Origin of the sequence: Spirillospora sp. NPDC048823, assembly GCF_043198445.1 — a bacterium.
Taxonomy (GTDB): domain Bacteria; phylum Actinomycetota; class Actinomycetes; order Streptosporangiales; family Streptosporangiaceae; genus Spirillospora.
In genome coordinates, this window is sequence record NZ_JBICUT010000005.1 from 107347 (window position 1) to 130526 (window position 23180).

At 76.2% G+C, this 23180-nt stretch carries 25 protein-coding genes; 9 read left to right on the forward strand and 16 right to left on the reverse strand.

Going from position 1 to position 23180, the window contains the following annotated elements; all coding sequences use genetic code 11:
• Window positions 1–26: 26 nt before the first annotated feature.
• The 3 genes from ACGFK0_RS13905 to ACGFK0_RS13915 form a co-directional block, all read right to left on the reverse strand.
• Complete coding sequence (locus ACGFK0_RS13905) at window positions 27–1076, reverse strand: NAD-dependent epimerase/dehydratase family protein (protein ID WP_392904338.1); 1050 nt, start codon at window positions 1074–1076, stop codon at window positions 27–29.
• A gap of 83 nt (window positions 1077–1159) precedes the next feature.
• Window positions 1160–2236, reverse strand: coding sequence for an aminotransferase class V-fold PLP-dependent enzyme (locus tag ACGFK0_RS13910; RefSeq protein WP_392904340.1), 1077 nt, complete (start codon window positions 2234–2236; stop codon window positions 1160–1162).
• Between the two features lie 179 nt (window positions 2237–2415).
• A complete protein-coding gene (locus tag ACGFK0_RS13915; RefSeq protein WP_392904342.1) occupies window positions 2416–3204 on the reverse strand; it encodes an IclR family transcriptional regulator in 789 nt (262 codons plus the stop codon).
• A gap of 101 nt (window positions 3205–3305) precedes the next feature.
• Between ACGFK0_RS13915 and ACGFK0_RS13920 the strand changes: the two genes are divergently transcribed.
• Window positions 3306–4685, forward strand: a complete 1380-nt coding sequence (locus ACGFK0_RS13920; protein ID WP_392904345.1) for a cytochrome P450 — start codon at window positions 3306–3308, stop codon at window positions 4683–4685.
• A 55-nt stretch (window positions 4686–4740) separates the two neighbouring features.
• Here ACGFK0_RS13920 and ACGFK0_RS13925 read toward each other — a convergent pair whose 3' ends face one another.
• Complete coding sequence (locus tag ACGFK0_RS13925) at window positions 4741–6306, reverse strand: Imm49 family immunity protein (RefSeq protein WP_392904347.1); 1566 nt, start codon at window positions 6304–6306, stop codon at window positions 4741–4743.
• Between the two features lie 150 nt (window positions 6307–6456).
• Window positions 6457–6927 carry a PPOX class F420-dependent oxidoreductase gene (locus ACGFK0_RS13930; protein ID WP_392904349.1) on the reverse strand — a complete coding sequence of 157 codons (471 nt, stop codon included), beginning with the start codon at window positions 6925–6927 and terminating at the stop codon, window positions 6457–6459.
• Window positions 6928–7019: 92 nt separating this feature from the next.
• On the opposite strand from ACGFK0_RS13930, the gene ACGFK0_RS13935 reads away from it, so the two are divergent.
• Window positions 7020–7547 carry a pyridoxamine 5'-phosphate oxidase family protein gene (locus ACGFK0_RS13935; RefSeq protein ID WP_392904351.1) on the forward strand — a complete coding sequence of 176 codons (528 nt, stop codon included), beginning with the start codon at window positions 7020–7022 and terminating at the stop codon, window positions 7545–7547.
• A gap of 87 nt (window positions 7548–7634) precedes the next feature.
• Here the strand turns inward: ACGFK0_RS13935 and ACGFK0_RS13940 are convergent, their stop codons facing one another.
• From ACGFK0_RS13940 to ACGFK0_RS13950, 3 genes are all read right to left on the reverse strand, one after another.
• Window positions 7635–8063 carry a hypothetical protein gene (locus ACGFK0_RS13940; RefSeq protein ID WP_392904353.1) on the reverse strand — a complete coding sequence of 143 codons (429 nt, stop codon included), beginning with the start codon at window positions 8061–8063 and terminating at the stop codon, window positions 7635–7637.
• Window positions 8064–8342: 279 nt separating this feature from the next.
• Entirely contained in the window at window positions 8343–9722 is a 1380-nt protein-coding gene (locus ACGFK0_RS13945; RefSeq protein ID WP_392904355.1) for a hypothetical protein, read from the reverse strand.
• A gap of 2 nt (window positions 9723–9724) precedes the next feature.
• On the reverse strand, window positions 9725–10156 hold the full coding sequence (locus ACGFK0_RS13950) for a hypothetical protein (RefSeq protein WP_392904357.1): 432 nt from the start codon (window positions 10154–10156) through the stop codon (window positions 9725–9727).
• A 136-nt stretch (window positions 10157–10292) separates the two neighbouring features.
• Here ACGFK0_RS13950 and ACGFK0_RS13955 point away from each other — a divergent pair, with 136 nt between their 5' ends.
• From ACGFK0_RS13955 to ACGFK0_RS13965, 3 genes are read left to right on the forward strand one after another with little or no spacing between them, the layout of a single operon-like run.
• On the forward strand, window positions 10293–12182 hold the full coding sequence (locus ACGFK0_RS13955) for a hypothetical protein (RefSeq protein WP_392904360.1): 1890 nt from the start codon (window positions 10293–10295) through the stop codon (window positions 12180–12182).
• A complete protein-coding gene (locus ACGFK0_RS13960) occupies window positions 12179–12373 on the forward strand; it encodes a hypothetical protein (protein ID WP_392904362.1) in 195 nt (64 codons plus the stop codon). Before ACGFK0_RS13955 ends, ACGFK0_RS13960 begins: the two co-directional genes overlap by 4 nt.
• 11 nt (window positions 12374–12384) lie before the next feature.
• Window positions 12385–12579, forward strand: a complete 195-nt coding sequence (locus ACGFK0_RS13965; RefSeq protein ID WP_392904364.1) for an SDR family oxidoreductase — start codon at window positions 12385–12387, stop codon at window positions 12577–12579.
• A gap of 124 nt (window positions 12580–12703) precedes the next feature.
• On the opposite strand, the gene ACGFK0_RS13970 is transcribed toward ACGFK0_RS13965, so the two are convergent.
• From ACGFK0_RS13970 to ACGFK0_RS13980, 3 genes are all read right to left on the reverse strand, one after another.
• Complete coding sequence (locus ACGFK0_RS13970) at window positions 12704–13003, reverse strand: 4a-hydroxytetrahydrobiopterin dehydratase (RefSeq protein WP_392904366.1); 300 nt, start codon at window positions 13001–13003, stop codon at window positions 12704–12706.
• Window positions 13004–13174: 171 nt separating this feature from the next.
• A complete protein-coding gene (locus ACGFK0_RS13975) occupies window positions 13175–14371 on the reverse strand; it encodes a hypothetical protein (RefSeq protein WP_392904368.1) in 1197 nt (398 codons plus the stop codon).
• Between the two features lie 97 nt (window positions 14372–14468).
• A complete protein-coding gene (locus ACGFK0_RS13980) occupies window positions 14469–15488 on the reverse strand; it encodes a hypothetical protein (protein WP_392904371.1) in 1020 nt (339 codons plus the stop codon).
• Window positions 15489–15811: 323 nt separating this feature from the next.
• Here ACGFK0_RS13980 and rsgA point away from each other — a divergent pair, with 323 nt between their 5' ends.
• Both rsgA and ACGFK0_RS13990 read left to right on the forward strand, forming a co-directional pair.
• The gene (gene rsgA / locus ACGFK0_RS13985; protein ID WP_392904373.1) at window positions 15812–16900 is read left to right on the forward strand and encodes a ribosome small subunit-dependent GTPase A; all 1089 of its coding nucleotides are present in this window, start codon (window positions 15812–15814) and stop codon (window positions 16898–16900) included.
• On the forward strand, window positions 16897–17403 hold the full coding sequence (locus tag ACGFK0_RS13990) for a GNAT family N-acetyltransferase (RefSeq protein ID WP_392904375.1): 507 nt from the start codon (window positions 16897–16899) through the stop codon (window positions 17401–17403). The genes rsgA and ACGFK0_RS13990 overlap by 4 nt, the downstream gene beginning before the upstream one ends.
• 22 nt (window positions 17404–17425) lie before the next feature.
• On the opposite strand, the gene ACGFK0_RS13995 is transcribed toward ACGFK0_RS13990, so the two are convergent.
• Both ACGFK0_RS13995 and ACGFK0_RS14000 read right to left on the reverse strand, forming a co-directional pair.
• Window positions 17426–18277 carry an ABC transporter permease gene (locus tag ACGFK0_RS13995; protein WP_392904377.1) on the reverse strand — a complete coding sequence of 284 codons (852 nt, stop codon included), beginning with the start codon at window positions 18275–18277 and terminating at the stop codon, window positions 17426–17428.
• A complete protein-coding gene (locus tag ACGFK0_RS14000; RefSeq protein WP_392904379.1) occupies window positions 18274–19236 on the reverse strand; it encodes an ATP-binding cassette domain-containing protein in 963 nt (320 codons plus the stop codon). Before ACGFK0_RS14000 ends, ACGFK0_RS13995 begins: the two co-directional genes overlap by 4 nt.
• 105 nt (window positions 19237–19341) lie before the next feature.
• Here ACGFK0_RS14000 and ACGFK0_RS14005 point away from each other — a divergent pair, with 105 nt between their 5' ends.
• The gene (locus ACGFK0_RS14005) at window positions 19342–20064 is read left to right on the forward strand and encodes a TetR/AcrR family transcriptional regulator (RefSeq protein WP_392904382.1); all 723 of its coding nucleotides are present in this window, start codon (window positions 19342–19344) and stop codon (window positions 20062–20064) included.
• A 69-nt stretch (window positions 20065–20133) separates the two neighbouring features.
• Here ACGFK0_RS14005 and ACGFK0_RS14010 read toward each other — a convergent pair whose 3' ends face one another.
• Entirely contained in the window at window positions 20134–20709 is a 576-nt protein-coding gene (locus ACGFK0_RS14010; protein ID WP_392904385.1) for a TetR/AcrR family transcriptional regulator, read from the reverse strand.
• Between the two features lie 72 nt (window positions 20710–20781).
• Between ACGFK0_RS14010 and ACGFK0_RS14015 the strand changes: the two genes are divergently transcribed.
• Entirely contained in the window at window positions 20782–21279 is a 498-nt protein-coding gene (locus ACGFK0_RS14015) for an FBP domain-containing protein (protein WP_392904386.1), read from the forward strand.
• Here the strand turns inward: ACGFK0_RS14015 and ACGFK0_RS14020 are convergent.
• Together ACGFK0_RS14020 and ACGFK0_RS14025 are read right to left on the reverse strand one after the other, a co-directional pair.
• Entirely contained in the window at window positions 21269–22264 is a 996-nt protein-coding gene (locus ACGFK0_RS14020; RefSeq protein ID WP_392904388.1) for an RNA polymerase sigma-70 factor, read from the reverse strand. The genes ACGFK0_RS14015 and ACGFK0_RS14020 overlap by 11 nt on opposite strands.
• A gap of 77 nt (window positions 22265–22341) precedes the next feature.
• A complete protein-coding gene (locus ACGFK0_RS14025) occupies window positions 22342–23109 on the reverse strand; it encodes an SDR family NAD(P)-dependent oxidoreductase (RefSeq protein ID WP_392904390.1) in 768 nt (255 codons plus the stop codon).
• Between the last annotated feature and the right edge of the window lie 71 nt (window positions 23110–23180).

Sequence of the window (23180 nt, forward strand, 5' to 3'; positions counted from 1 at the left end):
TACTTTCGGTGACGGGCGAATGACCCTTACGAACTGGTGACGGGCCGCCGGGCGAACTCGGCCATGCCGTCGGCGAACGACACCGACGGGGAGAACCCCAGTTCGCGGCGGGCGCGGTCGGGACGGGCGACGATGTGGCGGACGTCCCCGAGCCGGTAGCCGCCGGTGACGCGCGGGCCGGGCCCGCCGAACGCGCCGGCGAGCGCGCCGGCGATGTCGCCGATGGTGCGGGGCTCGCCGCTGGCGATGTTGTAGGCGCGCAGCCCGCCCGGTTCGGGCGGCCCGACGGCCAGGCGCTCCAGGGCGAGCACGTTGGCGCGGGCGACGTCGCGGACGTGCACGAAGTCGCGGCGCTGCGCGCCGTCCTCGAACACCAGCGGCGCCCGCCCGTCCAGCAGCCGCGACCGGAAGATCGCCGCGACCCCGGCGTAGGGGGTGTCGCGCGGCATCCGCGGCCCGTAGACGTTGTGGTACCGCAGCGCGGCGACCGAGCCGCCGGTCGCCCGCGCCCACGAGGCGGCCAGGTGCTCCTGGGCGAGCTTGGTGTCGGCGTAGACGTTGCGGGGGTCGGGCGGGGTCTCCTCGCCGACGACGCCGGGGGCCAGCGGCCGCCCGCAGGACGGGCAGCCCGGCTCGAACCGCCCGGCCCGCAGCGCCTCCTCCGCGCGGGGGCCGGGACGGACCGTGCCGTGCCGGTCGCAGGTGTAGGCGCCCTCCCCGTAGACGACCATCGAGGAGGCCAGGACGAGGGTGCCGACGCCGGCGCGGGCCATCTCGGCCAGCAGCACGGCGGTTCCCTGCACGTTGACGGAGGTGTAGCCGGGCAGGTCGGACACGTCCACGCCGAGGCCGACCTTGGCGGCCTGGTGGCAGACGGCGTCCACGCCGTCCAGCAGGCCGGCCACCGCCCCGGGGTCGCGGACGTCGGCGGCGCCCCCGGCGGGGTCGCCGACGTCCGCGGCCCCGGGGCCGCCGGGCCGGGTGTCCAGGCCGCGGACGTGGTGCCCGGCGGCGGCCAGCGCCTCGGCGATGTGCGAGCCGATGAATCCGGCCGACCCGGTGAGCAGTACGTTCATGCGGTCGAACGTAGGACGCGCCGACCGCCCGGACGGGCGTGAACGGCCCCGTCAGGCCACCTTGTTCGAACCTTGTAAGATCTTTAGCCCGCGGGCGCGACGAGCGGGGCGAGCAGCCCGGCGGCCTTGTCCACGTCGGCCTCGGTGGTGGTCAGGTGGAACGCGCAGCGCAGCCGTCCCGCGCGGACAGCGGCGATCACCCCGCCCGCGCGCAGCACGTCGGCGGTGCCGTCGGGGACGGCCACCGACACGATCGCCGAGTCGCCGGGCGGCAGGCCCAGCGCGGCCCGGAAGCGCCGCGCCAGCGCCACGTCGTGGTCGTGGACGGCCTGGACGCCGACGCGGCCGAGCAGTTCCAGGGCGGGGGCGTGCCCGGCCCAGCACTGCCACGCCGGGGACAGGTCGAGCCGCCGCCCGCCCGGCGCCAGCCGCAGCGGCAGCCCGTAGACCGAGTCCCAGATGTCGGCGCCCGCGTACCAGCCGGCGCCGATGGCCGGAAGCGCGTCCAGGGCCTCGCCGGTGCCGGTGAGGAAGCAGGTGCCGCGCGGGCCGAGCAGCCACTTGTAGCCGCCGCACACCAGCCAGTCGACGTCCGCGGCCGGCAGCGGCAGCCATCCGGCGGCCTGGGTGGCGTCCAGCAGGATCCGGGCGCCGTGCGCGCGGGCGGCGGCGATGAGGTCGTCCATGGGGGCGATGCGGCCGTCGGCGGACTGCACGGCCGACACCGCGACCAGGTCCGTGCCGCCGTCGACCTGCTCGGCGATCCGCTCCAGCGGCACGGACCGGACGGTCAGCCCCGCCCGGGCGGCGAACGGCCACAGCAGCGAGGTGAAGTCGCCGTCGGCGACCAGGACCGTGGACCCGGCGGGCAGCGACGCCGCGACCAGCCCGACGAAGTAGGACACCTGCGGCCCGCAGGCGACGCGCGCGGCGGGCACCCCGAGGAGCCGCGCGAACGCCTCGCGGGAGCGGGTCACCGCCTCGTCCAGCGCCGCGGTGGTCATCAGCCCGGCGGCCCGGTCCCGCTCGGCGGCGAGCATCGCCTCGTGCGCCGCGCGGGGCGGCAGCCCGTAGGTGGCGGTGTTGAGGTAGGCGACGCCGGCGGTGAACTCCCGCTGCGCCTCGTGGATCGAGAGGGCCTGCTCGGCCGGTGGGCTCATGCACCGATCATCGTCCCTCCACCACCCATAGGACAAAGTACGTTTTTCTGGGCGGCCCATCAGTGTCGTTGATACCTTGCGGTGATGCTGGACCTGCACCGGGGACGGATCCTGCGCGAGGTGGCGCGGCTCGGCTCGATGACCGCCGCCGCCCGCGCCCTCGCCCGCCGCCGCGGTCGCTAGGACAGGTACCGGTGCAGGTCGGTGAGGCGCCCGGCGGCGGCCACGACGGCCTCGGCCAGGACGGGCAGCCGGTCGTCGCCGAAGCGGACCGAGGGGCCCTGTAGCGCCACGGCCGCGAACACGCGCCCGCTTCCGTCGCGGACCGGCGCGGCCACCGCGCGCACCCCCGGCAGGCGCTCCTCGTCGTTGAGGGAGTAGCCCCGGTCGCGGACGCGGTCCAGGTCGGCGCCCAGGTCCTCGCGGGTGGTGAGGGTCGCGGGCGTGTAGCGGCTGAACGGCTCGTCCATCGCGACCGGGCCGTCGCCGAACGCCAGCAGCGACTTGCCCATCGCGCACGCGTGGATGGGGTTGCGGCCGCCCGGCGGCTGGTCGTAGCGCAGCGGATGGGGGGAGGGCAGGTGCAGCATCACGGCGACCTCGTCGCCGGCGCGGACACCGAGGCTGACGGCCTCACCCGTCCCGTCCCGCAGCGCGGTCAGCTCCGGCTGCAGCAGCGTCGCACCCATCCGCTCCAGCGCCAGCCGGCCCAGGATCGCGGTGGTCGGGCCCAGGAAGTACCGCTCGGTCACCGGGTCCTGCCCGAGCATCCCGGTGGCGTGCAGGGCGTGGACGATGCGGTGCGCAGTGCTGACCGACAGCCCGAGCCGGTGCGCGATCTCGGTGGGCGTCTGCCGGGCGTCGGCCTCGAACGAGCGGAGCACCGCGACCGACCGGTCCACCGTCTGCGTGCCGGGCTTGGGGGGATCCTGCCGGGGCGGGAACGGCCCCTCCGGTCGCCCGCTCATCCGGCCACCGGCCGGCCCGGAACGATCTCGGTCTCCTCCACGCCCCCATCCTCCCACCGCGCCCGGACGGGCCGCCCGCAGGGGCGTGCCATAGTGGGCGCGTGACACTCCAGATCCCGGCGGGCAGGCCGCGCACGACCGGCGTGCGCGTGCCGGGCGGCCCGTCGCTTTCGCTGACCGCCCGGCACGGGATCGGGTTCGCGATGAACCCGTGCGCGAGCCTGCTGCGGCTGTACGCCGAGGCGGGCCCGGTCGCGGCCGTCGGGTCGCGGCGCAAACCGCTGGTGCACCTGTTCGGGCCGGACGCCAACGCGTTCGTGTTCGCCAACTCCGGCCTGTTCCGCTGGCGGGAGGCGTTCGACCTGCTGGTGCCGGTCAACGGGGAGACCGCGCTGATCGTCAGCGACGGCGCCGACCACCGCCGGCGGCGCCGCCTGGTCCAGCCGGCGTTCCACCACCGCCGCGTCGGCGCCTACGTCGAGCGGATGGCCGCCAACACCGACGCCGCCCTGGACGGCTGGTTCCCCGGCCGGACCCTGGACGCCTACACCGAACTGCGGTCGGTGATCCGCCGCAGCACCGTCGAGGTGCTGTTCGGCGACCGGCTCGCCGCCGACGCCGAGGTGATCGGGCGGCGGCTGCAGGCCGCGCTGGCCGGCGTCGACCGCAACTTCGTCCTGCAGCTGATGCTGCGGTCGGTCCCCAACCCGTACTCGCGGCGCGTCGCCGCGTCCCGCGCGCTGGTCGCCCGGCGGGTGGACGAGGAGATCGACCGGCGGCTGCGCGAGGGCACCGCCCACGACGACGTGCTCGGCATGCTGATGGACGCCCGCGACGAGGACGGCACGGGCCTGACCCGGCAGGAACTCCAGGACCAGGTCATCAGCCTCATCTCCGCCGGGTACGACACGACCAGCGCGGCGATGGCGTGGGCGGTGTACGCGCTGCTGACCCATCCGGGCGCCGAGGAGCGCGCCCGCCGGGAGGTCGCCGGCGTGCTCGGCGACCGGCCCCCGACGGCCGCCGACCTGCCCGCGCTGACCTACCTGGACGGCGTCGTCAGCGAGACGCTGCGGCTGTTCCCGCCCGCCCCGCTCAGCGCCCGCGTGCCCGTGGAGGACTTCGAGTACGCCGGGCACCGCGTCCCGGCGGGCGCGATGGTGTTCTACTCCCCCTACGTCACCCACCGGATGCCGGACGTGTGGCCGCAGGCGGGCCGGTTCCGTCCCGAACGGTGGGACCCGTCCTCGGACCTGTACCGCCCCGCCACGCCCGCGACGTACCTGCCGTTCGGCGGCGGCCCGCACCGCTGCATCGGCTCGACGCTGGCGACCGTCGAGCTGAAGACGATGCTGGCGTGCCTGCTGCGCCGTACCCGGCTGCGGCTGCTGTCCCCCGCCGCCACGCCGGCCAGCGTGACCGCGATGCGCCCGCGCGGCGGCGTGCCCGTCGAGGTCGTCGGCCGGTCCCCCGCCGGCTGACGGCGTCTGGGCCCCCGGGGCGGCGTGGTGCGGTGATCGTCGAGCGGGCCGGTCGTCACTGCGGGCTGAGCCCTTCGATCACCGCGCGCGGCAGGTAGTCGGACTCGACCCGCACCGGAATGCCCCGGTCGTGGGCGAGGCAGGCCAGTCCGAGCGCGTCGAAGGAGAGCTGCCCGTCGATGTCCTCGCCCATGCCGTAGTGGTCGCGGTAGAGGCCGAGCGCCTCGGCGAGGACGGCGTTGAAGCCGTCCGCGTCGTCCTCGGCGATGCGCTCCAGCAGCCGGGCACGGGGGTTGCGCAGGCACTCCCAGTGCTCATCGCCGGAGGTCTTGGCCAGCGCATCCCGCAGATGCGGACGCGGGTCCCGTCCGCTCAGGACGGCATGGCACGCGCGCGCGTAGGCGGTGGTGTCCGGGAGCGTGGTGTGGAGGTCGCCGGCGTTGAACGCGGCCAGGACCGCCAGATCCGCCTGCCTGCGGGACGTCCATGCCAGCGCGGCGGCCCTCGCGTAGTTCCAGTCGGAGGCGTCCCGGTTCGGCCCGGACGCGGGCAGCTCCTCGGTGCGTCCGCCCAGCGTGACGGCGATGGGTGTGCCGCGCGGGACCGAGGCCAGCCGGAACGCCGACGCGAACGACTCGCTCGCCAGGACCAGCCCGTCGGTGTACGCGGTGCTCTCGGCGCGCGGGTCCAGCACGGAGCGGAACGACAGCGCCATCATCATGGTGTTCCCGGGACGGGCCATCGCCGAGAACCGGGCCTGGACCCTCGGGTCGAACGCGAGATCCACATCCTCGCCCTGCCGGGAACCCTCGCCGGCGTTCTTCAGCCAGCGGGCGGCGCGGTCGGCGCCGAAGTCGGGGCGGGCGATCGGGCCGTCCGCGCTCGGCTTCTTGGGCCCCGCGCGTGTGAACAGCCGCCGGGGGAGGTAGCCGGACTCGACCTCGATCGGCAGGCCGGTCTCGTGCGCGAGAGCGGCCATGGCCAGCGGCCCCCAGGCGATCAGGTCGCGCGGGTACCTCCCGGCCCGCTCGCGGTGCCGCTCCAGCGCCGCGGTCAGGGCGGCGCCGAAGGCGGCGGCGTCGCCTTCGGCGATCGCGTGCAGCATCCGGCCCTCGTGGGAGTCCGGGTAGGTCTCGGCGGGCCGCTTCGCCCAGAAGGCGCGGAAGCCCTGAAGGTCGTCGTCCTCGGGCAGGGACCGGACCAGCGGGCGCAGGCCGGTCAGGACGTCGTCCGTGCCGATGGCGAGGGCGACCTGGTAGGCCCAGACCCAGTCGCGTGCGCTCAGGCTCTCGTCCCGCTCCTGCAGGAAGCCGAACCCGGCGCCCAGGTAGTCGACGAAGGCGCGGACCTCGCCGCCGGCCGGGACGGTCCGGGCGCGCGCGTAGTCCCGGTACAGCGACGCGGCCGAGGTCAGCGCGCGCCAGGTCTCGCGGGTCTCGATGCGCGGGTCGACCTCGACGGTGCGCGCCGCCGCGTAGTCGAGCAGCATGTCGGCGAGCATCCCGATGCTGAGCGGGCCGCCGTTCTCGGCGAGGCCGGTGTCCCGGTCCAGCTGCTCGGGGACGGCCGCCAGAGCGGACGCGAGGGACTCTTCGGAAATGCTGTGACGATCAATGCGCATGCGGCGTGATCGTAGTGACCGTCGGCGGCCCGGCGGCCGAGACCGGCCAATGATCGGTTCCGGCTGCCGGCCAGTGGCCGGCTCCCTGAAACGAAGATCGGCTCCCTGCCGCCGGCTCCCGCACCCGGCCTGCTCGCGGGCCGATGCGCGCTACCGGCCGGGGGCGAGGCGGGCGGGGAACCCGCCGGTGGCGATCGGGCCCCACCGGTCGATGGTGACGCGGATGAGGGACTTGTCCTGGCGGCGCATGGCCTCGCGGTACTCGTCCCAGTCGGGGTGCTCGCCGGCGATGCAGCGGTAGTAGTCGACCAGGGCGTCGGCGGCGCCGGGCATGTCGATGACCTCGGCGGTCCCGTCGATCTGCACGTAGGGGCCGTTGAACTCGTCGGACAGCACGCACACCGACACCCGCGCGTCGCGGCGGGCGTTGCGTGCCTTGGCGCGCTCGGGGTAGGTGGAGATCACGATGCGTCCCCGCTCGTCGACGCCGCACGTGACCGGCGACATCTGCGGGCGCCCGTCGGAACGGACGGTGGACAGGACCGCGTGGTGTCTCGGGCGCAGGAAGTCGAGAAGTCCGGGACGTTCGACGCGGTTCGCGGTGGCGATCGAAGGGGCCATGTCCGCAACCCTAGGGAATCCGCCGATGAGTTCGCGCGCGGCGGCGGGTCGACCCTTGCGGAACCGTTCCGGCGACAAGGAGGACGATGACGATGAACGACCGTGAACCCGTGGAGGCCCGCAACCTCGACATCTACGGCGGCGGCGAGCTGGCGTGGGACACCGCGCGGGACGCGCTGAGGGCGGCGCTGCCCAAGATGGAGACTCCGGTGTTCCTGGGGACCGTCCGGCCGGACGGCCGCCCGCACGCGGCGGGCATCGGCGCGCTGTGGCACGAGGGCGACCTGTACTTCACCAGCGGCCCCGGCACCCGCAAGGCCCGCGACCTGGCGGCGAACCCGGCGTGCACGATCTCGGTCCGGGTACCGGGCGTGGACCTGGTGCTGGAGGGCGAGGCCGAGCGCGTCACCGACCCGGCCGTCCTGGAACCGGTGGCGGCCGGGTACCGGGAGGGCGGCTGGCCGGCGCAGGTGGACGGCGACGCGCTCACCGCCCCGTTCAGCGCGCAGAGCGCGGGCCCGCCGCCGTGGTACCTGTACCGCCTCACCTTCCGCACCGCGGTCGGGGTGGCGACCGCCGAGCCGTTCGGCGCGACCCGCTGGAGCTTCGGCCCCCGGTGACGCCGACTTTGGTCTACCGGCCGTGAACGTCCGGACGATGGCCGGGGCGCCGGCGCGGCCGAGACTGGAGTCATGACAGGGGGCATCTCACTGAGCGGCGGGCCCGCGGGCCGCTGGACGCTCGACCACGGCGGCCACCGGCTGCAGGTGGAGACCGGACGCGCCGGGTGGAACCGCGTCGTGCGCCTGTACGTGGACGGTGCGCTCGCCGGGCAGGCCACGGCCGTCCGGAAGGCGGCGCTGCCGTACGGGGATCTGGTGGTGGCGGTCGGGTTCGGCGTCCTCGGCCTCATCGACGGGCAGGCGGCGCGCTGCGAGCTGGCGGCGCCCGGACCCGGCGGCGAGTGCGGGGAGAAGGGCGGGAACGAGAAGGGCGGGAACGAGAAGGGCGGGAACGAGAAGGGCGGGAAGGAGTGCGCGCGGGAGACGGTGCCGTTCGTTCCCGCCGAGGGGACGCGCGCGGCCGCGCGGGAGGAGCTCGCGCGCACCCGCCCGGTCCTGTACGCCTCGCGGCACGTGGTGGCGGCGGCCGGCAGGGTGGTGTTCCCGCTGCTGGGCGTCACCGCCCTGCTGAACGTGCTCATCAGGATGATCCCGTGGCCGTCCGTGCGGCTCCCGGACGTCGATGCGCCGTCGCTCCCCTGGCCCGACATCCCCTGGCCGGACGTCCCGTGGCCCGATCCGCCGGACGTGTCGGCGCCGGCGTGGCTCCTGGCGGTCCTGGCGACGACGAAGTTCTGGCTGCCGATCGTGATCGCGGCGGTCGTCGCGGTGCGGGAGGTGCGGCGCAGGCGGTCAGCCGCTCAGCAGCGCGAACAGGCCGGCGCAGGTGAGCGCGATCATGACGGCGGCGATGGGGAGCTGGCCGCGCAGGGCCCGGGCCGGGGAGCGCAGCGCCAGGTCGTGCGCGGCGACGGTGCCCGCGATGTGCCCGAGGACGATGGCGTTGACCTGGACCTGCGCGGTGAGGGTCGGCCCGGCCAGGTCGTGGTCGACGCGGTTGCCGGCGGTGCCGAACAGGTCCAGGCCCGTCCCGAACGGGTCGCCGAGCAGGATGAAGGTCGTCTGCCCTTCCAGGACGAGGAACGAGAAGTAGTGCGCGACGGTGTAGCCGAGGGCGATCGGCAGCAGCGTCGCGGCGAACCGTCCCGGCAGGGCGGCGGAGTCCTGGCCGGTCAGGCGCCCGCTGAGCCGCAGCGCCGCGGTGTACAGGGCGGCGACGGCGGCGATCGCGGCGGCGAGCCCTAGCGTCCCGGCGGGGACGCTGGAGGGGTCGACGTTGTCGCGCCAGTAGGTGGTGCGGGTGAGGCCGTCGAATCCGGTGGAGCCGATCAGCACGCACGCGGCCGCGGTGAGCCCCGGTTCGGCGGTGCCGGTCATCAGGCCGGTCAGCGGGGTGCGCAGGACGAGGGGCCGGGTGGAGCCCGCCGGTGGGCCGGTGGCGGGCGCGGGCCTGTCGGGCGGCGCGGCGCCGCCGCGCCGCCCCAGGGGGCACATCCGGGCCAGCAGGGTGGAGTAGGCCTCGAAGCCGTCGCCGCCGGTGAACCAGTCGCGGCCGAACCACCAGGCCAGGGCGAGGTTGACCGCCGCGTAGGCGAGGATGAGCGTGCCGACGACGCGGGGGTCGGACCGGTTCGGCGCGACCAGTTCGAGCCACACGAACCCCGTGAGCCATGCCGCCGCCGGCCAGTATCCGAGCCGGGGCGGCAGCGCGCGGCGCCCGGCCGGGGACGTGCGGGTGGCGGCGCACAGGACGGCGTGCAGGGTCCGCAGCGGGTTGACGCGCCGCCAGACGGGGCCGAGCAGGACGCTGGCGGGGACGAGCCCGACCCAGAACGTCACGTACAGCGCCCATGGCGCGAGGTTGGCGCCGGTGGCGCGCGGTCCGGCGAACGCGACCGCGACGACGAAGGCGGCGGCGGCCAGGGCGAGGACGCGTCCGGCCCGGGTGAGGGACGCCGCGTCCAGGGCGCGGGCGAGCGCCGGGGGCAGGGGCCGCCCGGCGGACGGGTGCAGGCGCGGCCGCTTCCACGCCAGGGTGAGGGCGAGGAACGAGGCGGCCACGGCGATGCCGCCGCCGGCGATGGCGGCGACGGCGTCCAGGGGCAGGTCGGTGCGGCCGCCGAGCCCGTGGGCGAGGACGTGCCGGGCGTGGACGCGGGGTGCGGCGTCCACGGTCAGCCGACCTGGAGTTCGAACACGCGGCCGCCGGAGTGGTGCAGCTCGGCCTCGAAGACGCCGGGGGTGTCGGCGGTGAACCGCAGGGTGGCGGGACGCCCGGGGGTGAGCGCCATCCCGCGGTCGTAGCCGTGCAGGTGGAACTCGTCGGCGCGGTCGCCGGTGACGGTGATCTGGACGGTCGCGCCGCGCGGGACCTTCACGCGGCGCCGCGCGGTGTGCACCTTCCCGCCGGCCACGGTCGCGGTGACGGTGACCACCGAGGGTCCGGTGCTCCCGGAGGCGCCGGGTGCACCGGAGGCACCAAGTGCGCCGGTCGCGGCGCCGCCGCGGGGGCCGCCGGCGGGCGGGGGCTCGCCGCAGCCGGCCGCCGCCACCAGTGTGGCGGCGGCCAGCGCGGCCGCGGTGCCCGCCGTGAACGCCCTGCGCATGTCCGCACTCCTTCCGTTCCGGTGTCCCACACCACAGATATGACACTAGACAATGACACATTAGAAGATGACATACTCCCGGGTAGTGGGGCCGCCGCGCCCCTTGTCTGGTTTCCTGCGGCGAGGGAGCGCACCGGTGCTGGATCATCTGACGGGCAGGGGGGCGGGGACCGCGCTGCGGCTGGCCGCCGAGACGCCGGCGAAACCGGCGGGCGGCGCGGCCCTGGACCAGATCCTCATCGCCTCCGGCGGCGCCGCCGCCCTGACGGCCGCGCTGCTGGTCCTCGGGTGGGGGCACCGCAGCGGCCGGATCACCGTCCTGGAACGGCTCGCGCGGCTCGCCGAGCGCGGCCCGGGACGCGGCACGCCCGGCTGGGCGGCGCTGCCGACGCCCGTGGCGATGGTGTCGCTGCTCATCGCGCTCCTGGGCATGTACTGGGACATCTCCCTGCACATCTCGCACGGCCGGGACGAGGGCCCGCTGGCCAACATCGCCCACTACCCCATCCTCATCGGCCTGTTCGGCATCTTCACCGCCGGTGTGCTGGCCGTCGTGCTGCCCAAGGGCGAGCGTCCCGGCGCGGCGTCGGTGCGCATCACGCGGGACTGGCACGCCCCCGCCGGCGGGGTGCTGCTGGCGGGCGCCGGGTTCTACGCGCTGCTGGGCTTCCCCCTCGACGACGTGTGGCACCGCATCTTCGGGCAGGACGTGACGCTGTGGGGGCCGACGCACCTGATGCTGATCGGCGGCGCCGGCCTGTCGCTGGTGGCGATGATGGTCCTGGAGCGGGAGGGGCGCCGCGCCTTCCGCGGGCCGGCGTCCCAGCAGCCGCCCGGATGGGTCCGGTACGTGCGGCGGTCCATGCACGCGGGCGGCCTGCTGATCGGGCTGTCGGTGTTCCAGGCCGAGTACGACTTCGGCGTGCCGCAGTTCCGGCTCGTCCACCAGCCGCTGCTGATCGCGCTGGCGGCGGGCTGCGCGCTGGTCGCGGCGCGGCTGTGGGCGGGACGCGGCGGCGCGGTGTCGGCCGTCGCGTTCTACATGCTGGTGCGCGGCGGCGTGTCGGTGCTGGTCGGCTGGCCGATCGGGGAGCTGTGGGCGTCGGTGCCGCTGTACTTCGCCGAGGCCCTGTGCGTGGAGGCGGCCGCGCTGCTGCTGGCGCGGCGGCCGCTGGCGCTGGGCGCGGTGTCGGGGGCGCTGATCGGCACGGCCGGGTTCGGCGCCGAGTACGCCTGGAGCCAGGTGGCGTTCCGGCTGCCGTGGACGCCCGACATCGCCGCCGAGGGCATGGCGATGGCGGTGGCCGGCGGGGTCGCGGGCGGGCTGTGCGGGGCGCTGCTGGCCGAGGGCCTGCAGGGGCGGGCGCCGCGGCCCGCGGCGGCGCGCGGGATCTTCGCCGGGGCGATCCTGGTGGTGGCCGCGGCGGTCGCGAACGGCCTGCTGATCACCGTCCCGCCGGACCGGACGGCGACCGTGACGCTCACCGTCCAGCCGCCGGGCTCGGCCCGGACGCCCGGTGCGGCGGGCGGGGAGGCGCAGCGGACGGCCGGTGCCCGCATCGAGTTCTCCCCGGCGGACGCGGTCGACGGCGCGGCCTGGGTGACGGTGACCGGCTGGCAGGGCGAGGGCCTGCACGTCGACCACCTGGTGCGCGAACGCGAGGGCGTGTACCGCACGACCGAGCCGATGCCGCTGCACGGCCAGTGGAAGACGCTGATCCGCGTCCACGACGGACGGACGCTGGCGGGCGTCCCGGTCTACCTGCCGGCCGACCCGGCCATCGGCGCGCGGGAGGTGGCCGCCCCGGCGCGGTTCACCCGCGCTCTGCAGGGCGAGCGGACGATCCTGCAGCGGGAGCTGAAGACCGACGTGCCGGGCTGGCTGTGGGCGGCGTGCTCGGCGGTGGTGCTGCTGTGCACGCTGGCGCTGGTCCTGTCGCTCGGCTGGGGCGTCGCGCGGATCGCCCGCCTCCTGCCCGCGCCCGCGGCCGCCGCGTCCGGCGCTCCGCCGGAGGGGGGCAGGTGAGCCCCGCCGGCGGGGTGCTGGCGACCCACCCGCTGATCACGGCGGTCCCGTTCTTCGTTCCGACGTTCATCGTCGTCGCGGTGATCGCGGTGGTGATCTGGCGCGACCGCCGCCGCGGCGACGACCCCGCCGGGGATGCCGCGGGCGGCCCGCCCGAAGACCCGCCCGAGGGGGCGCGGGACGGGTCGTAGACTCTGCGCTCATGAGCGACCGGCCGTCACCCGCCGCATACCTGTCCGGGCTGTTCTCGCTGGAGGGCAGGGTCGCGGTCGTGACGGGCGGCAGCTCGGGCATCGGCCGCGCCATCGCCGGCGCGGCGGTGTTCCTGGCGTCGGCGTCGGCCGCCTACGTCACCGGGCAGTCGATCTTCGTGGACGGCGGGTTCTCCGCGCACTGACCGCGGCCCCCGGCCGAGCGGGCCGGCCGCCTGCGACGGGCCTGCGGCCGGCGGCCTCCCGGTTTCGTGCGCGTGGTCCCGTTCCCGTTCGGTGCACTCGCCCGGCCCGCACACCGCGGCCCGGCTATTCGGCGCCGTGCCGGGCGGCGATCTCGTCGATCGTCGCGGCGAGCGCGAAGTCCTTGCCGGTCAGGCCGCCGGCGCTGTGGGTGGACAGCGCGAACGTCAGGGTGCGCCAGCGGATGTCGATGTCGGGGTGGTGGTCGGCGTCCTCGGCGGCGCGGGCGACGTCGGTCACCACGTCGATCCCCGCAGGGAACGAGGGCGCCTTCACCGTCCGGCGGATCTCGTCGCCGTCCCGGCTCCAGGCGGGCAGGTCGCGCAGGCGGTCGGCGACGGCGGTGTCGTCGAGCGTGTCGGCCATCGGGATCACTTCCTGTTCGTCGCCGAGGGATGACCTCTCCCTGCCGAGTACATCACGCGCCGCCCCTCCCCGGCGTGCCGGGCTCCGTCCGCTCACCGCGGGCACCACGGGTGAGCGCCCCGGCCGGCGGCGGGGTGTCCCAGGGTCCCTTTCGGGAGCCTCGGGGCCGGTTCAGGAGGGGCGACCCTCGGGCGGGTCGTCCACCGCGACCTCGACCCCGGCCTCGGCCGTGACCTCCACCGTGGGCTCGGCCGGTGTCTGCGCCGTGACCTGCGCCCACACGTCGGCGGTGTCCGCGGTGGCCTGGACGACGACGGTCGCCGTCGCCCTGGTGGCGGCGGGGGCGGGGCGGGTGGCGGTGGTCCAGGTGGTCTTGGCGACGTCGACGACGACGTCGCGGGACACGTCGACGATGATGCCGCGCAGGGTGTCCTGCATGGCGAGCTTGAGGGCGTCGCGCAGCAGTTCGCGCAGGACGGCCTCGACCGCGGCGGTGAGGGCGCGGGACGCGGCGCGCAGGGCCAGGTCGCGTGCGGTGCGGGCGACGGCGCTGCCGGCGGCGGCGGCGATCAGGTCCCCGGCGCCGCGGGCGGCGTCGCGCACGGCCGGGTCGGCGGCGGCACGGGCGGCCACGCCGGCGGCCGCGCCGGTGAGCGGGGCCAGTTCGGCGGACCCGGCGGCGTCGCGCACCGCGGCGGCCAGGTCGCGGGCGGCCTGCTCGGCGGTCTCGCGGACGACGCGGGCGACGACGTCGCGGCCCGCGATCATGGCGGCGTCGACGGCGGCGTCGGCGACGGTGTCGATGGCGGCGTCCACGACGGTCCTGGTGGCGGCCTGCACGACCGGCGCGGTCGCGGTGCGGCCGGCCAGGTCGATGGCGGCGTCGGCGGCGGCGCGGGCGAGGGGGCTCTCGGCGGCGAAGCGGCGCGCTGCGGCCGCCATGGGGTGCCGGGCGGCCTGCTCGGCGAGGGTCATCGCGGTGGTGGCGGCCTCGAACGCGCTCGCGGTGGCGGGGTTGGCCGCGGCGGCGGCGCGGGCCTCGGTGACGGCCCGCTCGGCCAGGGCGGTGGCGGTCTTGACGGCGGCGTCGCGGGCGGCCCGCTCCACGGCCTTCATCGCGGGCGTGCCGGACACCTGGTCCAGGATGCGGGTCGCGGCGAGCGCGGCGGCGTCGCGCGCGGCGGCGGCGACGGGTTCACCGGCGGACGCGGCCGTCCGCGCGGCGCTCACGGCCGCCGGGGCCAGCCCGTCCCAGATCTCCTCCAGCCGCTCCGCCGCGGCCCGGTCAGCCTGGTCGGCCCCTCCCGCAAGCCCGGTGCCCTCGCCGGATCCGGGTTCCCGCCGTCGGCCGTCGTCGTCCACTGCCACACCCCCTTGTCCTAATCCGCCCCCCCAAATCACTTTAACTTCCGAACACCGCCGACGGTTCCTGCGCACGGCCCCCGGATGCCGCGCCCCGGGACGGTCAGCGGGCGCACGACGGGCAGGGGACGCGGGTGCGGCGGGCGTAGGCGCGGGCGGCGACGGCCATCCCGGCGCCCCACAGCAGGTAGGCGGGGACGGCGACCCAGAAGAACGCCTCGGGCAGGTCGAGGCCACCTTCGGGCGGGAACGGGTTGCGGCCGTTCAGCCGCTCCCAGAACATCAGCAGCAGCATCAGCCCGAAGTAGACGGTGAGGCCGCCGGAGATCGCGGCGCCGGGCCACAGCACCAGCCGGCGCGGGACGCGGCGCCCGCCGAGCCCGGGGAGCCGCCGCGGCCACGTCCGCCCGAAGGAGTGGACGAGGGCGAGCGGCAGCAGGCTCCCGCCGAGCACGAACCCCGCCTCGAACAGGATCGCCGAGGCGCCGCCGGACATCGGCGACTCCCCGAAGCCGACCGCGGCCTGCGCGATGATCCGGGTGACGCACCCGGCGACGGCGAGGTAGGCGGCCCAGTACGCCCACGCGGGGGTGCGGGCGAGGGGGGCGGCCGCGGCCGCGGGCCGTCCGCAGGCGGCGCATCCGGCGCGGGTGCGGCGCGCGTGCGCGAGGGCCGACAGGCCCGTCATGATCCCGGCGGCGACGCAGGCGGCGCGGCTGAGCGCGCCGAGCGGGTAGAAGTCGATGCCGAGGCCGGGCAGGATCGCGCCGATCACGTCGAGCAGCAGCAGCGCACCCGACGCGACGAGGCAGACCGCGGCGGTCCAGGCCGCGGCCAGCAGCGGCCGCCGGGGCAGCCGTCCCGCCTCCGGATGGGCGAGCGCGAGCAGGACGGCCGCCGCCGCGCCGCACAGCGCGGCGCTCGCCCAGCCGGTGAAGACCACCAGGTCGGTGTCCACGGGCGACATGCCGCCGGGCCGGTGCCCGGACGCCCAGTGGGCGCGCAGCAGGCCGTAGGCGGTGACCCAGGCGAGCGCGATGACGGGGAGGCGGCGTTCGAGTGCCCGTCGGCCGGGCGTCCGGCGGGGCGTCCCGGTCTGGTCGGTGAGGGTGGTGGTGGCCATGCCATGATCCTGCGACCCCGGGCGGGACGGGGCCTCCCCGCCGCGGCCGATCCCGCTCCCCCGCGCGGGGGATCATCCGGCGGGCCGGGCGCCGCCGAGGTCGCGAGCCGGCGCCGGAAAAGGGATGGCGCCGGGGCCGGGGCGGCGGATAAACTCGCGGGCGGAACCACGAGGGAGGTGAGGATGCATGGCCGTCGTTGCGGTGGCTGCTGCCCGCAGCATTCAGCCTGTCCTCATTTCCCGGGCCGCCGGCTGATCCCGTCCCGCACCACCGGTGCGGCGCGTGCTCGCCGGGGCCCCTTCACCGCAAGGGTTCCAAGACATTGTCCTTCGCATCCGCGGGGCCGTCCCCTCTCGCCGCCTACGGCTGGGACGAGACCCTCGACGAAGAATTCACCCCTCATCGCGCGGCGGGGCTGATCCCCGCGCGCGTCGCCGCGGTCGACCGCGGCCTGTGCGACGTGGTCGCCGAGGACGGCCCGCTCCGGGCCGGGACCGGGCCCGCCGCCTCGACCGACGACCCCTCGGCGGCACCGTGCACGGGCGACTGGGCGGCGCTGCGCCCGCAGGGCCCGGACGGGCGGCCGGTGATCGCGGCGCTGCTGCCGCGCCGGACCGCGATCGTGCGGGCGTCGGCGTCGCGGGACTCGCGCGGCCAGGTGCTGGCCGCCAACGTCGACACCGTCGCCGTCACCGTGTCGCTGGCCGCCCCCCTGCGCCTCGGCCGCGTCGAGCGGCTGCTGGCGCTGGCGTTCGAGAGCGGCGCCCGGCCGGTGGTCGTGCTCACCAAGGCCGACCGGGTGCCGGGCACCGCCGCCGCGGAAGCGGAGGTCGCCTCCGCGGCGCCGGGCGTGGACGTGGTGGCGTGCAGCGCCGCGACCGGCGACGGCGTGGCCGTGGTCCGCGCCGTCCTGGCGGGCACGGTGGTGCTGGTCGGCCCGTCGGGCACGGGCAAGTCCACGCTCGCCAACGCGCTGCTGGGCGAGCGGGCCCTGGCGACCGGCGCCGTCCGGGAACGGGACGGCAGGGGCCGGCACACGACCGTCCGGCGGGAGCTGCTCGCGCTGCCGGGCGGCGGCGTCCTGATCGACACGCCGGGGCTGCGCGGCGTGGGCCTGTTCGACGCGTCCGAGGGCCTGCGGCGCACGTTCGCCGACATCGAGGAGCTGGCGCAGCGGTGCCGGTTCGGTGACTGCGCGCACCGCACCGAGCCGGGCTGCGCCGTCCTGGCCGCGATCGAGGACGGGACGCTGCCGGGCCGCCGCCTCGCCGGCTACCGCAAGCTGCAGCGGGAGAACGAGTGGATCGCCTCCCGCGGCGACGCCCGGCTGCGCGCCGAGCGGCGCGACCAGTGGAAGGCGATCTCCCGGTGGCAGCGGGAGATGTACCGGGAGCGGGGGCGCGGCCGGTGAGGTGGGCGACCAGGCCGGAGACCGCCGCCGATGAGGGCGCGGTCCGCGAGGTGGTCGAGGCGGCTTTCCCGACCGCCGGGGAGGCGGACCTGGTGGACGCGCTGCGCGGCGACGCGGCGTGGCTGCCGGGCCTGTCGGCGGTCGCCGAGGCGCCGGGCGGGCGTGTCGCCGGGTACGCGCTGCTGACGCGGTGCCGTGTCGGCGGGGCGGCCGCGCTCGCGCTGGCGCCGGTGGCCGTCCTCCCGGCGTTCCAGCGGCGCGGCGCGGGCGGCGCGGCCGTCCGCGCGGTCCTGGCCGCGGCGGCGGGCCGGCCGGGTGAGCGCCTGGTGGTGGTGCTCGGCCATCCGGAGTACTACCCGCGGTTCGGGTTCGTGCGGGCGTCGTCGCTGGGGATCGCAGCGCCGTTCGAGGTGCCGGACGAGGCGCTGATGGCGCTGGTGCTGGACGGGCCGGGCCCGGTCCCGTCCGGGACGATCGCCTACCCGGCGCCGTTCGGCGTCTGAGGCCGCGGGTGCGCGGGGCCGGTCAGCGGCCGCGGCGCGCGTAGGTCCGCACCGACAGCGGCACGAAGACCGCCAGCAGCAGCAGCGACCAGCCGAGCGTGGCGGCGACGGGGTGGGCGAGCGGCCACGCCGCGTCGCCGGCCGGGGCGCCGGGGTTGCCGAACAGCTCGCGGCAGGCGGCGGTGAGGGCGCTGACGGGGTTCCAGTCGGCGACCGCCCGCAGCGGGGCGGGCATGCCGCCGGTGGGGACGAAGGAGTTGGACAGCATGGCGGCCGGGAACACCAGCGGCAGCAGCTGGTCGGCGGTCTCCTCGCTGCCGACGACGAGGCCGAGGTAGCAGCCGGCCCAGCTCAGCGCGTACCGCATGAGGGCCAGCAGCAGGAACGCCTCGGCGGCGGGCCACAGGCCGTTGTGGGCGCGCCACCCGGCGGCGAGCCCGGCGGCGGCCATGATGGCCATGCCGAGGGCGCCGCCGAGGACGTCGGCGCCGGTCTGCCCGAACGGGACGGCGGAGCGGGCCATCGGCATGGAGCGGAACCGGTCCATGACGCCGCGGGAGGCGTCGGCGGCGACGCGCATGGTGACGGTCATGGCGGCGGTGAAGGTGACCATGGCGAACAGGCCGGGCATCAGGTATTCGCGGTAGTTCCCGCCGCCGGGGACGGCGATGGCGCTGCCGAACACGTAGCCGAACAGCACGACCATGACGGCGGGGAAGATCAGCGCGGCGACGAGCTCGCCGGGTTCGCGGCGCAGGCGCGACAGTTCGCGGCCGGCGAGGGTGAGGCCGTCGGTGATCGCCCAGCGCAGCCGCCCGGCGCGGGACGCCGCGCCGGCGGGGACGGGGGCGGTGAGAGCGGCGGGCGCGGTCATCGGGTGGTCTCCTTGCCGTGTTCGGGGGCGGCGGTGCCGGTGAGGCGCAGGAACACCTCGTCCAGGGTGGGGCGGCGCAGTGCGACGTCTGCGGCGGCGACGCCGGCGCGGTCGAGTTCGCGGACGGCGTCGGCGAGGCGGACGGCGCCGGACGGCAGCGGCACCGACAGCCGGCCGCCGTCCAGGGCCGGGTGGGCGCCGGTGAGGGCGTGCAGGACCGCGGCGGCTCCGCCGGCCATGGCGGGGTCCTCCAGGACGACGTCGAGGCGGTCGCCGATGGAGGCCTTCAGCCGGTCGGGGGCGCCGCCGGCGATGACGCGGCCGCGGTCGACGACGGCGATGTCGTCGGCGAGCCGGTCGGCCTCCTCCAGGTACTGGGTGGTGAGCAGGACGGTGGTGCCGCCGGCGGCCAGTTCGCGGACGGCGTCCCAGATCTCGCCCCGGCCGCGGGGGTCCAGGCCGGTGGTGGGCTCGTCCAGGAACAGCACCTGGGGCGCCAGGATGAGGCTGGTGATCAGGTCGAGGCGGCGGCGCATCCCGCCGGAGTAGCCCCGCACCTGCCGGTCGGCGGCGCCGGCGAGCCCGAACCGCTCCAGCAGCTCGTCGGCGCGGCGGCGCGCGTCGCGGCGCGGCAGGTGGGACAGGCGGGCGAACATGCGCAGGTTGCCGCGGCCGGTGAGCCTGTCGTCGACGGCGGCGTGCTGCCCGGCCAGCCCGATGCGGGCCCGCACCCGGTCGGGGTGGCGGGCGACGTCGTAGCCGGCGATGCGGGCGCGGCCGGAGTCGGCGTCGGCGAGGGTCGCCAGGATCCGCACGGCGGTGGTCTTGCCGGCGCCGTTGGGGCCGAGGACCCCGCAGACGGTCCCGGCGGGGACGGCGAGGTCGAGGCCGTCCAGGGCCTGGGTGCCGCCGTAGCGCTTGCGCAGCGCCTCGGCGGCGACGATCGGTTCGCCCGTCACGGCGCCTCCTCTGAGTACGGTGTACGCGGTCGGTGCCCGCCAGACTAGACAACCGGGTACGCCGTACGCAACTAGGATGCTTCGCAGGACGCGCGAGGAGGTCCGGTGTCAGGCGGCGAGCACGTCAGCATCTGGTCGATCCCGGAGCGGCAGGGCCGCGGCCCCCGCCCCGCCTACAGCCGCGCCCGGATCACCGAGGCGGCGGTCCGCATCGCCGACGCCGACGGCCTGGAGGCGGCCTCGATGCGCCGCATCGCCGCCGAGCTCGGCACCGGCGCGATGTCGCTGTACCGCTACGTCCCCTCCCGCGACGACCTGATCGAGCTGATGGCCGACCACGTCCTGGCCGAGATGGACCTCCCGGACCGGCCCACCGGCGACTGGCGCGCCGACCTGGCGCTGGTCGCCGGGAACACCCGCGCGATGTGGCTGCGGCACCCCTGGCTGGCCGCCCTGCCCCGCCCGCGCGCGCCCCTCGGCCCCAACCGGCTGCGGCTGACGGAGTTCGCGATCGGCGCGCTGGACGTCGGCGTCCCCATCGACGACCTGCTCATCCTGCTCGACATGCTGAACGGCTATGTCGAGCACGTCGTGCGCGGCGAGATCGAGTGGGCCCGGGAGAACCGGCGCAGCGGGCTGACGCCCGAGCTGCTGATGGCGCGCACCGGCCCCCGGGTCCGGGAGCTGCTGGACGCCGGCGCCCACCCGATGCTCGAACGGGTCGTCAGGGACGCGCGGCTGCCCCACATGAGCGGCGAGGAGCGGTTCGGCCACGGGCTGGAGCGCGTCCTGGACTGCATCGCCGGCGCCCTGCCCCGGCGGCCGTGATCACCCGGGCCCGGCTGTAGGCGGGGCGGGGGCCGCGCACCCGCTCTACCGCGCCGTGAGGTGGGCGGGTCAGGCCGGGGGCCAGTCGGTGAGGGCGGCGTGGAGGACGTCCAGGATCCTGGACCAGGACGCGTCGGTGCCGCGCGCGTCGCTGGAGTGCCGGAAGGCCTCGGCCGCCTCCAGGCTGACGAACCCGTGGAAGGTGCTGCCCAGCAGCCGGATCGCGTCGATCTGGTCGGCCTCGGGGATGCGGTAGCCGCGCAGGATCGCCCGGGTCATCTCCACGTGCCGGACGGCGGCGCTGGCCGCGGCGGTCTGCGGGTCGAGGCTGACGCGGGCGGCGGCGTACCGCCCCGGGTGCTTCCTGGCGTAGTCGCGGTAGGCGTCGGCGAAGGCGACCAGGGCGTCCTTGCCCGAGCGTCCGGCCAGGGCGGCGGCGGCGTCGTCGGCGAGTTCGGCGAGGGCGAGCAGGGCCACCCGGACCCGCAGGTCCCGCATGCTCCGGACGTGGGAGTACAGGCTGGCCTCCTTGACGCCGAAGCCGCGTGCCAGCGCCGTGACCGTGACGTTGTCGAAGCCGATCTCGTCGGCCAGTTCCGCCGCCGCCCGGGTCAGGCGCTCGGCGGTCACCCCCGCGCGTTTCATGGGGCCATCCTCCCAGAACCTAAACGACTTAGGAATTTGCCTAACAACTTCAGGTCGATTAGCCTCGCCGCCATGAGGGCGATGACCGAGAGCGACATCCGCGGCTGCTTCGTCAACTCCACCAAGGGCGAGGCCAGGCGCCTCGGGCTGCCCCGGGACCTGGCGGACCGGCCGTGGGAGGACCTGGACTTCCTCGGCTGGCGGGACCCGGGCGCGCCGGGGCGCGCCCATCTGATCGCCGAGCGCGGCGGCCGGCCGGTCGGGGTCGCGCTGCGGGTGACCTCCGGCGGCGGGCGCGGCTTCACCGCGCGCAGCATGTGCTCGCTGTGCCTGACCACCCGCACCGGCGGCGGCGTGGCGCTGATGACCGCGCGCCGCACCGGCGAGGCCGGGCGGCAGGGCAACACCGTCGGGCAGTACCTGTGCGGCGACCTGGACTGCTCGCTGTACCTGCGGGGACGCAAGCAGTCGGCGGCCGGCGGGGACCTGGAGGAAACGCTGACGCTTCAGGAGAAGATCGACCGCCTGCACGCCAACCTGGACGCCTTCCTGGACAGGATCACCGGGTGACCCCGCCCGGGGGCCGGGCGGCCGCGGCGGGCCGGGGCGCGGCGCGGCGCGGCCGGTTCCCCTCGCGCAGCGCCGCCCAGGCGTCCGCCACGGGACCCAGGTGCCCGAGCTTGTCGGGGTTGCCGACCGTGCGGATCGTCTGGATCCGCCCGTCCAGGACGTCGAGCATCCAGGTGTTGAGGATCCTGCCGTCCCGGTCGCGGAAGATCGCGCCGGGCTGGCCGTTCACCGGGTGCGGCTGCACCGTCGCCCCGATCCGGGCGAACGGCCGGGCGAGGGCGGACAGGACCCGCGACACGTTCCCGGCGCCGGTGAAGCGTTCGGCCCACAGCGGGGCCTTGCCGCCGGCGTCGCCGACCATCTGGACGTCGGCGGCCAGCAGTGCGGTCAGCGCGTCCACGTCGCCGTCGCGGAAGGCGCCCAGGAACCGCCCGGCGAGTTCCTCGTGCTCGCGGCGGCCGGCCTCGAACCGGGGGCGGCCCGCGTCCATGTGGCGGCGCGCCCGGACCGCGAGCTGCCGGCACGCCGCCTGCGAGCGTTCCACGGCGTCGGCGATCTCGGGGTACCCGAACCCGAACACCTCGCGCAGCACGAACACCGCGCGTTCGAGGGGGCTGAGGCGCTCCAGCAGCAGCAGCGCCGCCATCGACACCGAGTCGGCCAGTTCCGCCGACCGCTCCGGGTCCTGGTAGGGGTCGGCCAGCAGGGGTTCGGGGAACCACGGCCCGACGTACTCCTCGCGCCGGACGCGGGCCGAGCGCAACACGTCGATGGAGATCCGGGTGACCACGGCCGCCAGGAACGCCTTGGCCGAGGCGGGTTCGGCGCGCGCCGCCTGGTAGCGCAGCCAGGTCTCCTGGACGGCGTCCTCGGCCTCGCCGACGCTGCCCAGGATGCGGTAGGCGATCGAGAACAGCAGGGGCCGCAGTTCCTGGAACTCGCGGTCCCGGCTCACGCCGCTCCCGCCCGCGACGAAAACCCGCATGACCATCACCTTCCGCATATGTGTGCGTCCTTGCCACGGGAGACGAGACGCCCCGGGCCGTCTGTGACATGCCGGCCTCACCAGGGCACGGGGCCGTCCTCGCTGAAGAACCCGCCGGTCGGCCCGCCGTCGGCGAGGGTGGCCAGGCGCACCACGACCGCCGCGCCCTGCGCGGGGGTGAGGTGCCCGGTGTGGTCGTTGCTGTCGGTGTCGACGAAGCCGGGCGCCGCGGCGTTGACCAGGACGCCGTCCTTGCGCAGCTCGTTGGCGTACTGCACGGTGACCGCGCTCAGCGCGGCCTTGGAAGGGGTGTAGGCCGCCGACGGCAGCAGCGCCGCGAAGGGGCCATCGGGGTCGCCGGTGAGGGTCAGCGACGCGGCATGGCTGCTGACGTTGACGATGCGCGGCGCCGGTGACCGCCGCAGCAGCGGCAGCATGGCGTTGGTCACCGCGATCACCCCGAACACGTTGGTCTCGAACACCGCCCGGACCATGTCCAGGTCGACCGAGCTGGGGACCTGGTCATGGGCGTCCATGGGCGAGACCTGGCCGGAGCCGGTGATGCCGGCGTTGTTGACCAGCGCGTCGAGGCGGCCGAAGCGCTCCCGGATCCGCCCGGCGGCCGCGCGGGCGGCGGCCTGGTCGGTGACGTCCAGGGTGAGCGCGTGCGCGTCGCCGCCCGCCGCGCGCAGCGCCGCGGCGGCCTCCTCGCCGCGTTCCGGGTCCCTGGCGCCGACCAGGACCGTCATGCCCTGCGCGGCGAGCTGCCCGGCCGCCGCGCGGCCGATCCCCTTGTTCGCTCCGGTGACCAGTGCGACCTTCTGCCGTTCGGTCCGCTCACTCATGATCGGCTCCTCGCCGTGGGTGGGTGCGTTCTTCTCAGCACCCGTGTACGGGCCCGAGACGAGACGGCCCG

Bases quoted from the DNA above. Each gene is read 5' to 3' on its own strand.
- ACGFK0_RS13995 (WP_392904377.1), bottom strand. From the start codon at position 18,277: ATGACCGCGCCCGCCGCTCTCACCGCCCCCGTCCCCGCCGGCGCGGCG.
- ACGFK0_RS14015 (WP_392904386.1), top strand. From the start codon at position 20,782: ATGAGGGCGATGACCGAGAGCGACATCCGCGGCTGCTTCGTCAACTCC.
- ACGFK0_RS13925 (WP_392904347.1), bottom strand. From the start codon at position 6,306: ATGCGCATTGATCGTCACAGCATTTCCGAAGAGTCCCTCGCGTCCGCT.
- ACGFK0_RS14010 (WP_392904385.1), bottom strand. From the start codon at position 20,709: ATGAAACGCGCGGGGGTGACCGCCGAGCGCCTGACCCGGGCGGCGGCG.
- ACGFK0_RS13910 (WP_392904340.1), bottom strand. From the start codon at position 2,236: ATGAGCCCACCGGCCGAGCAGGCCCTCTCGATCCACGAGGCGCAGCGG.
- ACGFK0_RS13980 (WP_392904371.1), bottom strand. From the start codon at position 15,488: ATGGCCACCACCACCCTCACCGACCAGACCGGGACGCCCCGCCGGACG.
- ACGFK0_RS14025 (WP_392904390.1), bottom strand. From the start codon at position 23,109: ATGAGTGAGCGGACCGAACGGCAGAAGGTCGCACTGGTCACCGGAGCG.
- ACGFK0_RS13965 (WP_392904364.1), top strand. From the start codon at position 12,385: ATGAGCGACCGGCCGTCACCCGCCGCATACCTGTCCGGGCTGTTCTCG.
- ACGFK0_RS13935 (WP_392904351.1), top strand. From the start codon at position 7,020: ATGAACGACCGTGAACCCGTGGAGGCCCGCAACCTCGACATCTACGGC.
- ACGFK0_RS13930 (WP_392904349.1), bottom strand. From the start codon at position 6,927: ATGGCCCCTTCGATCGCCACCGCGAACCGCGTCGAACGTCCCGGACTT.
- ACGFK0_RS13905 (WP_392904338.1), bottom strand. From the start codon at position 1,076: ATGAACGTACTGCTCACCGGGTCGGCCGGATTCATCGGCTCGCACATC.
- ACGFK0_RS14020 (WP_392904388.1), bottom strand. From the start codon at position 22,264: ATGCGGGTTTTCGTCGCGGGCGGGAGCGGCGTGAGCCGGGACCGCGAG.
- ACGFK0_RS13970 (WP_392904366.1), bottom strand. From the start codon at position 13,003: ATGGCCGACACGCTCGACGACACCGCCGTCGCCGACCGCCTGCGCGAC.
- ACGFK0_RS13950 (WP_392904357.1), bottom strand. From the start codon at position 10,156: ATGCGCAGGGCGTTCACGGCGGGCACCGCGGCCGCGCTGGCCGCCGCC.
- ACGFK0_RS13915 (WP_392904342.1), bottom strand. From the start codon at position 3,204: ATGAGCGGGCGACCGGAGGGGCCGTTCCCGCCCCGGCAGGATCCCCCC.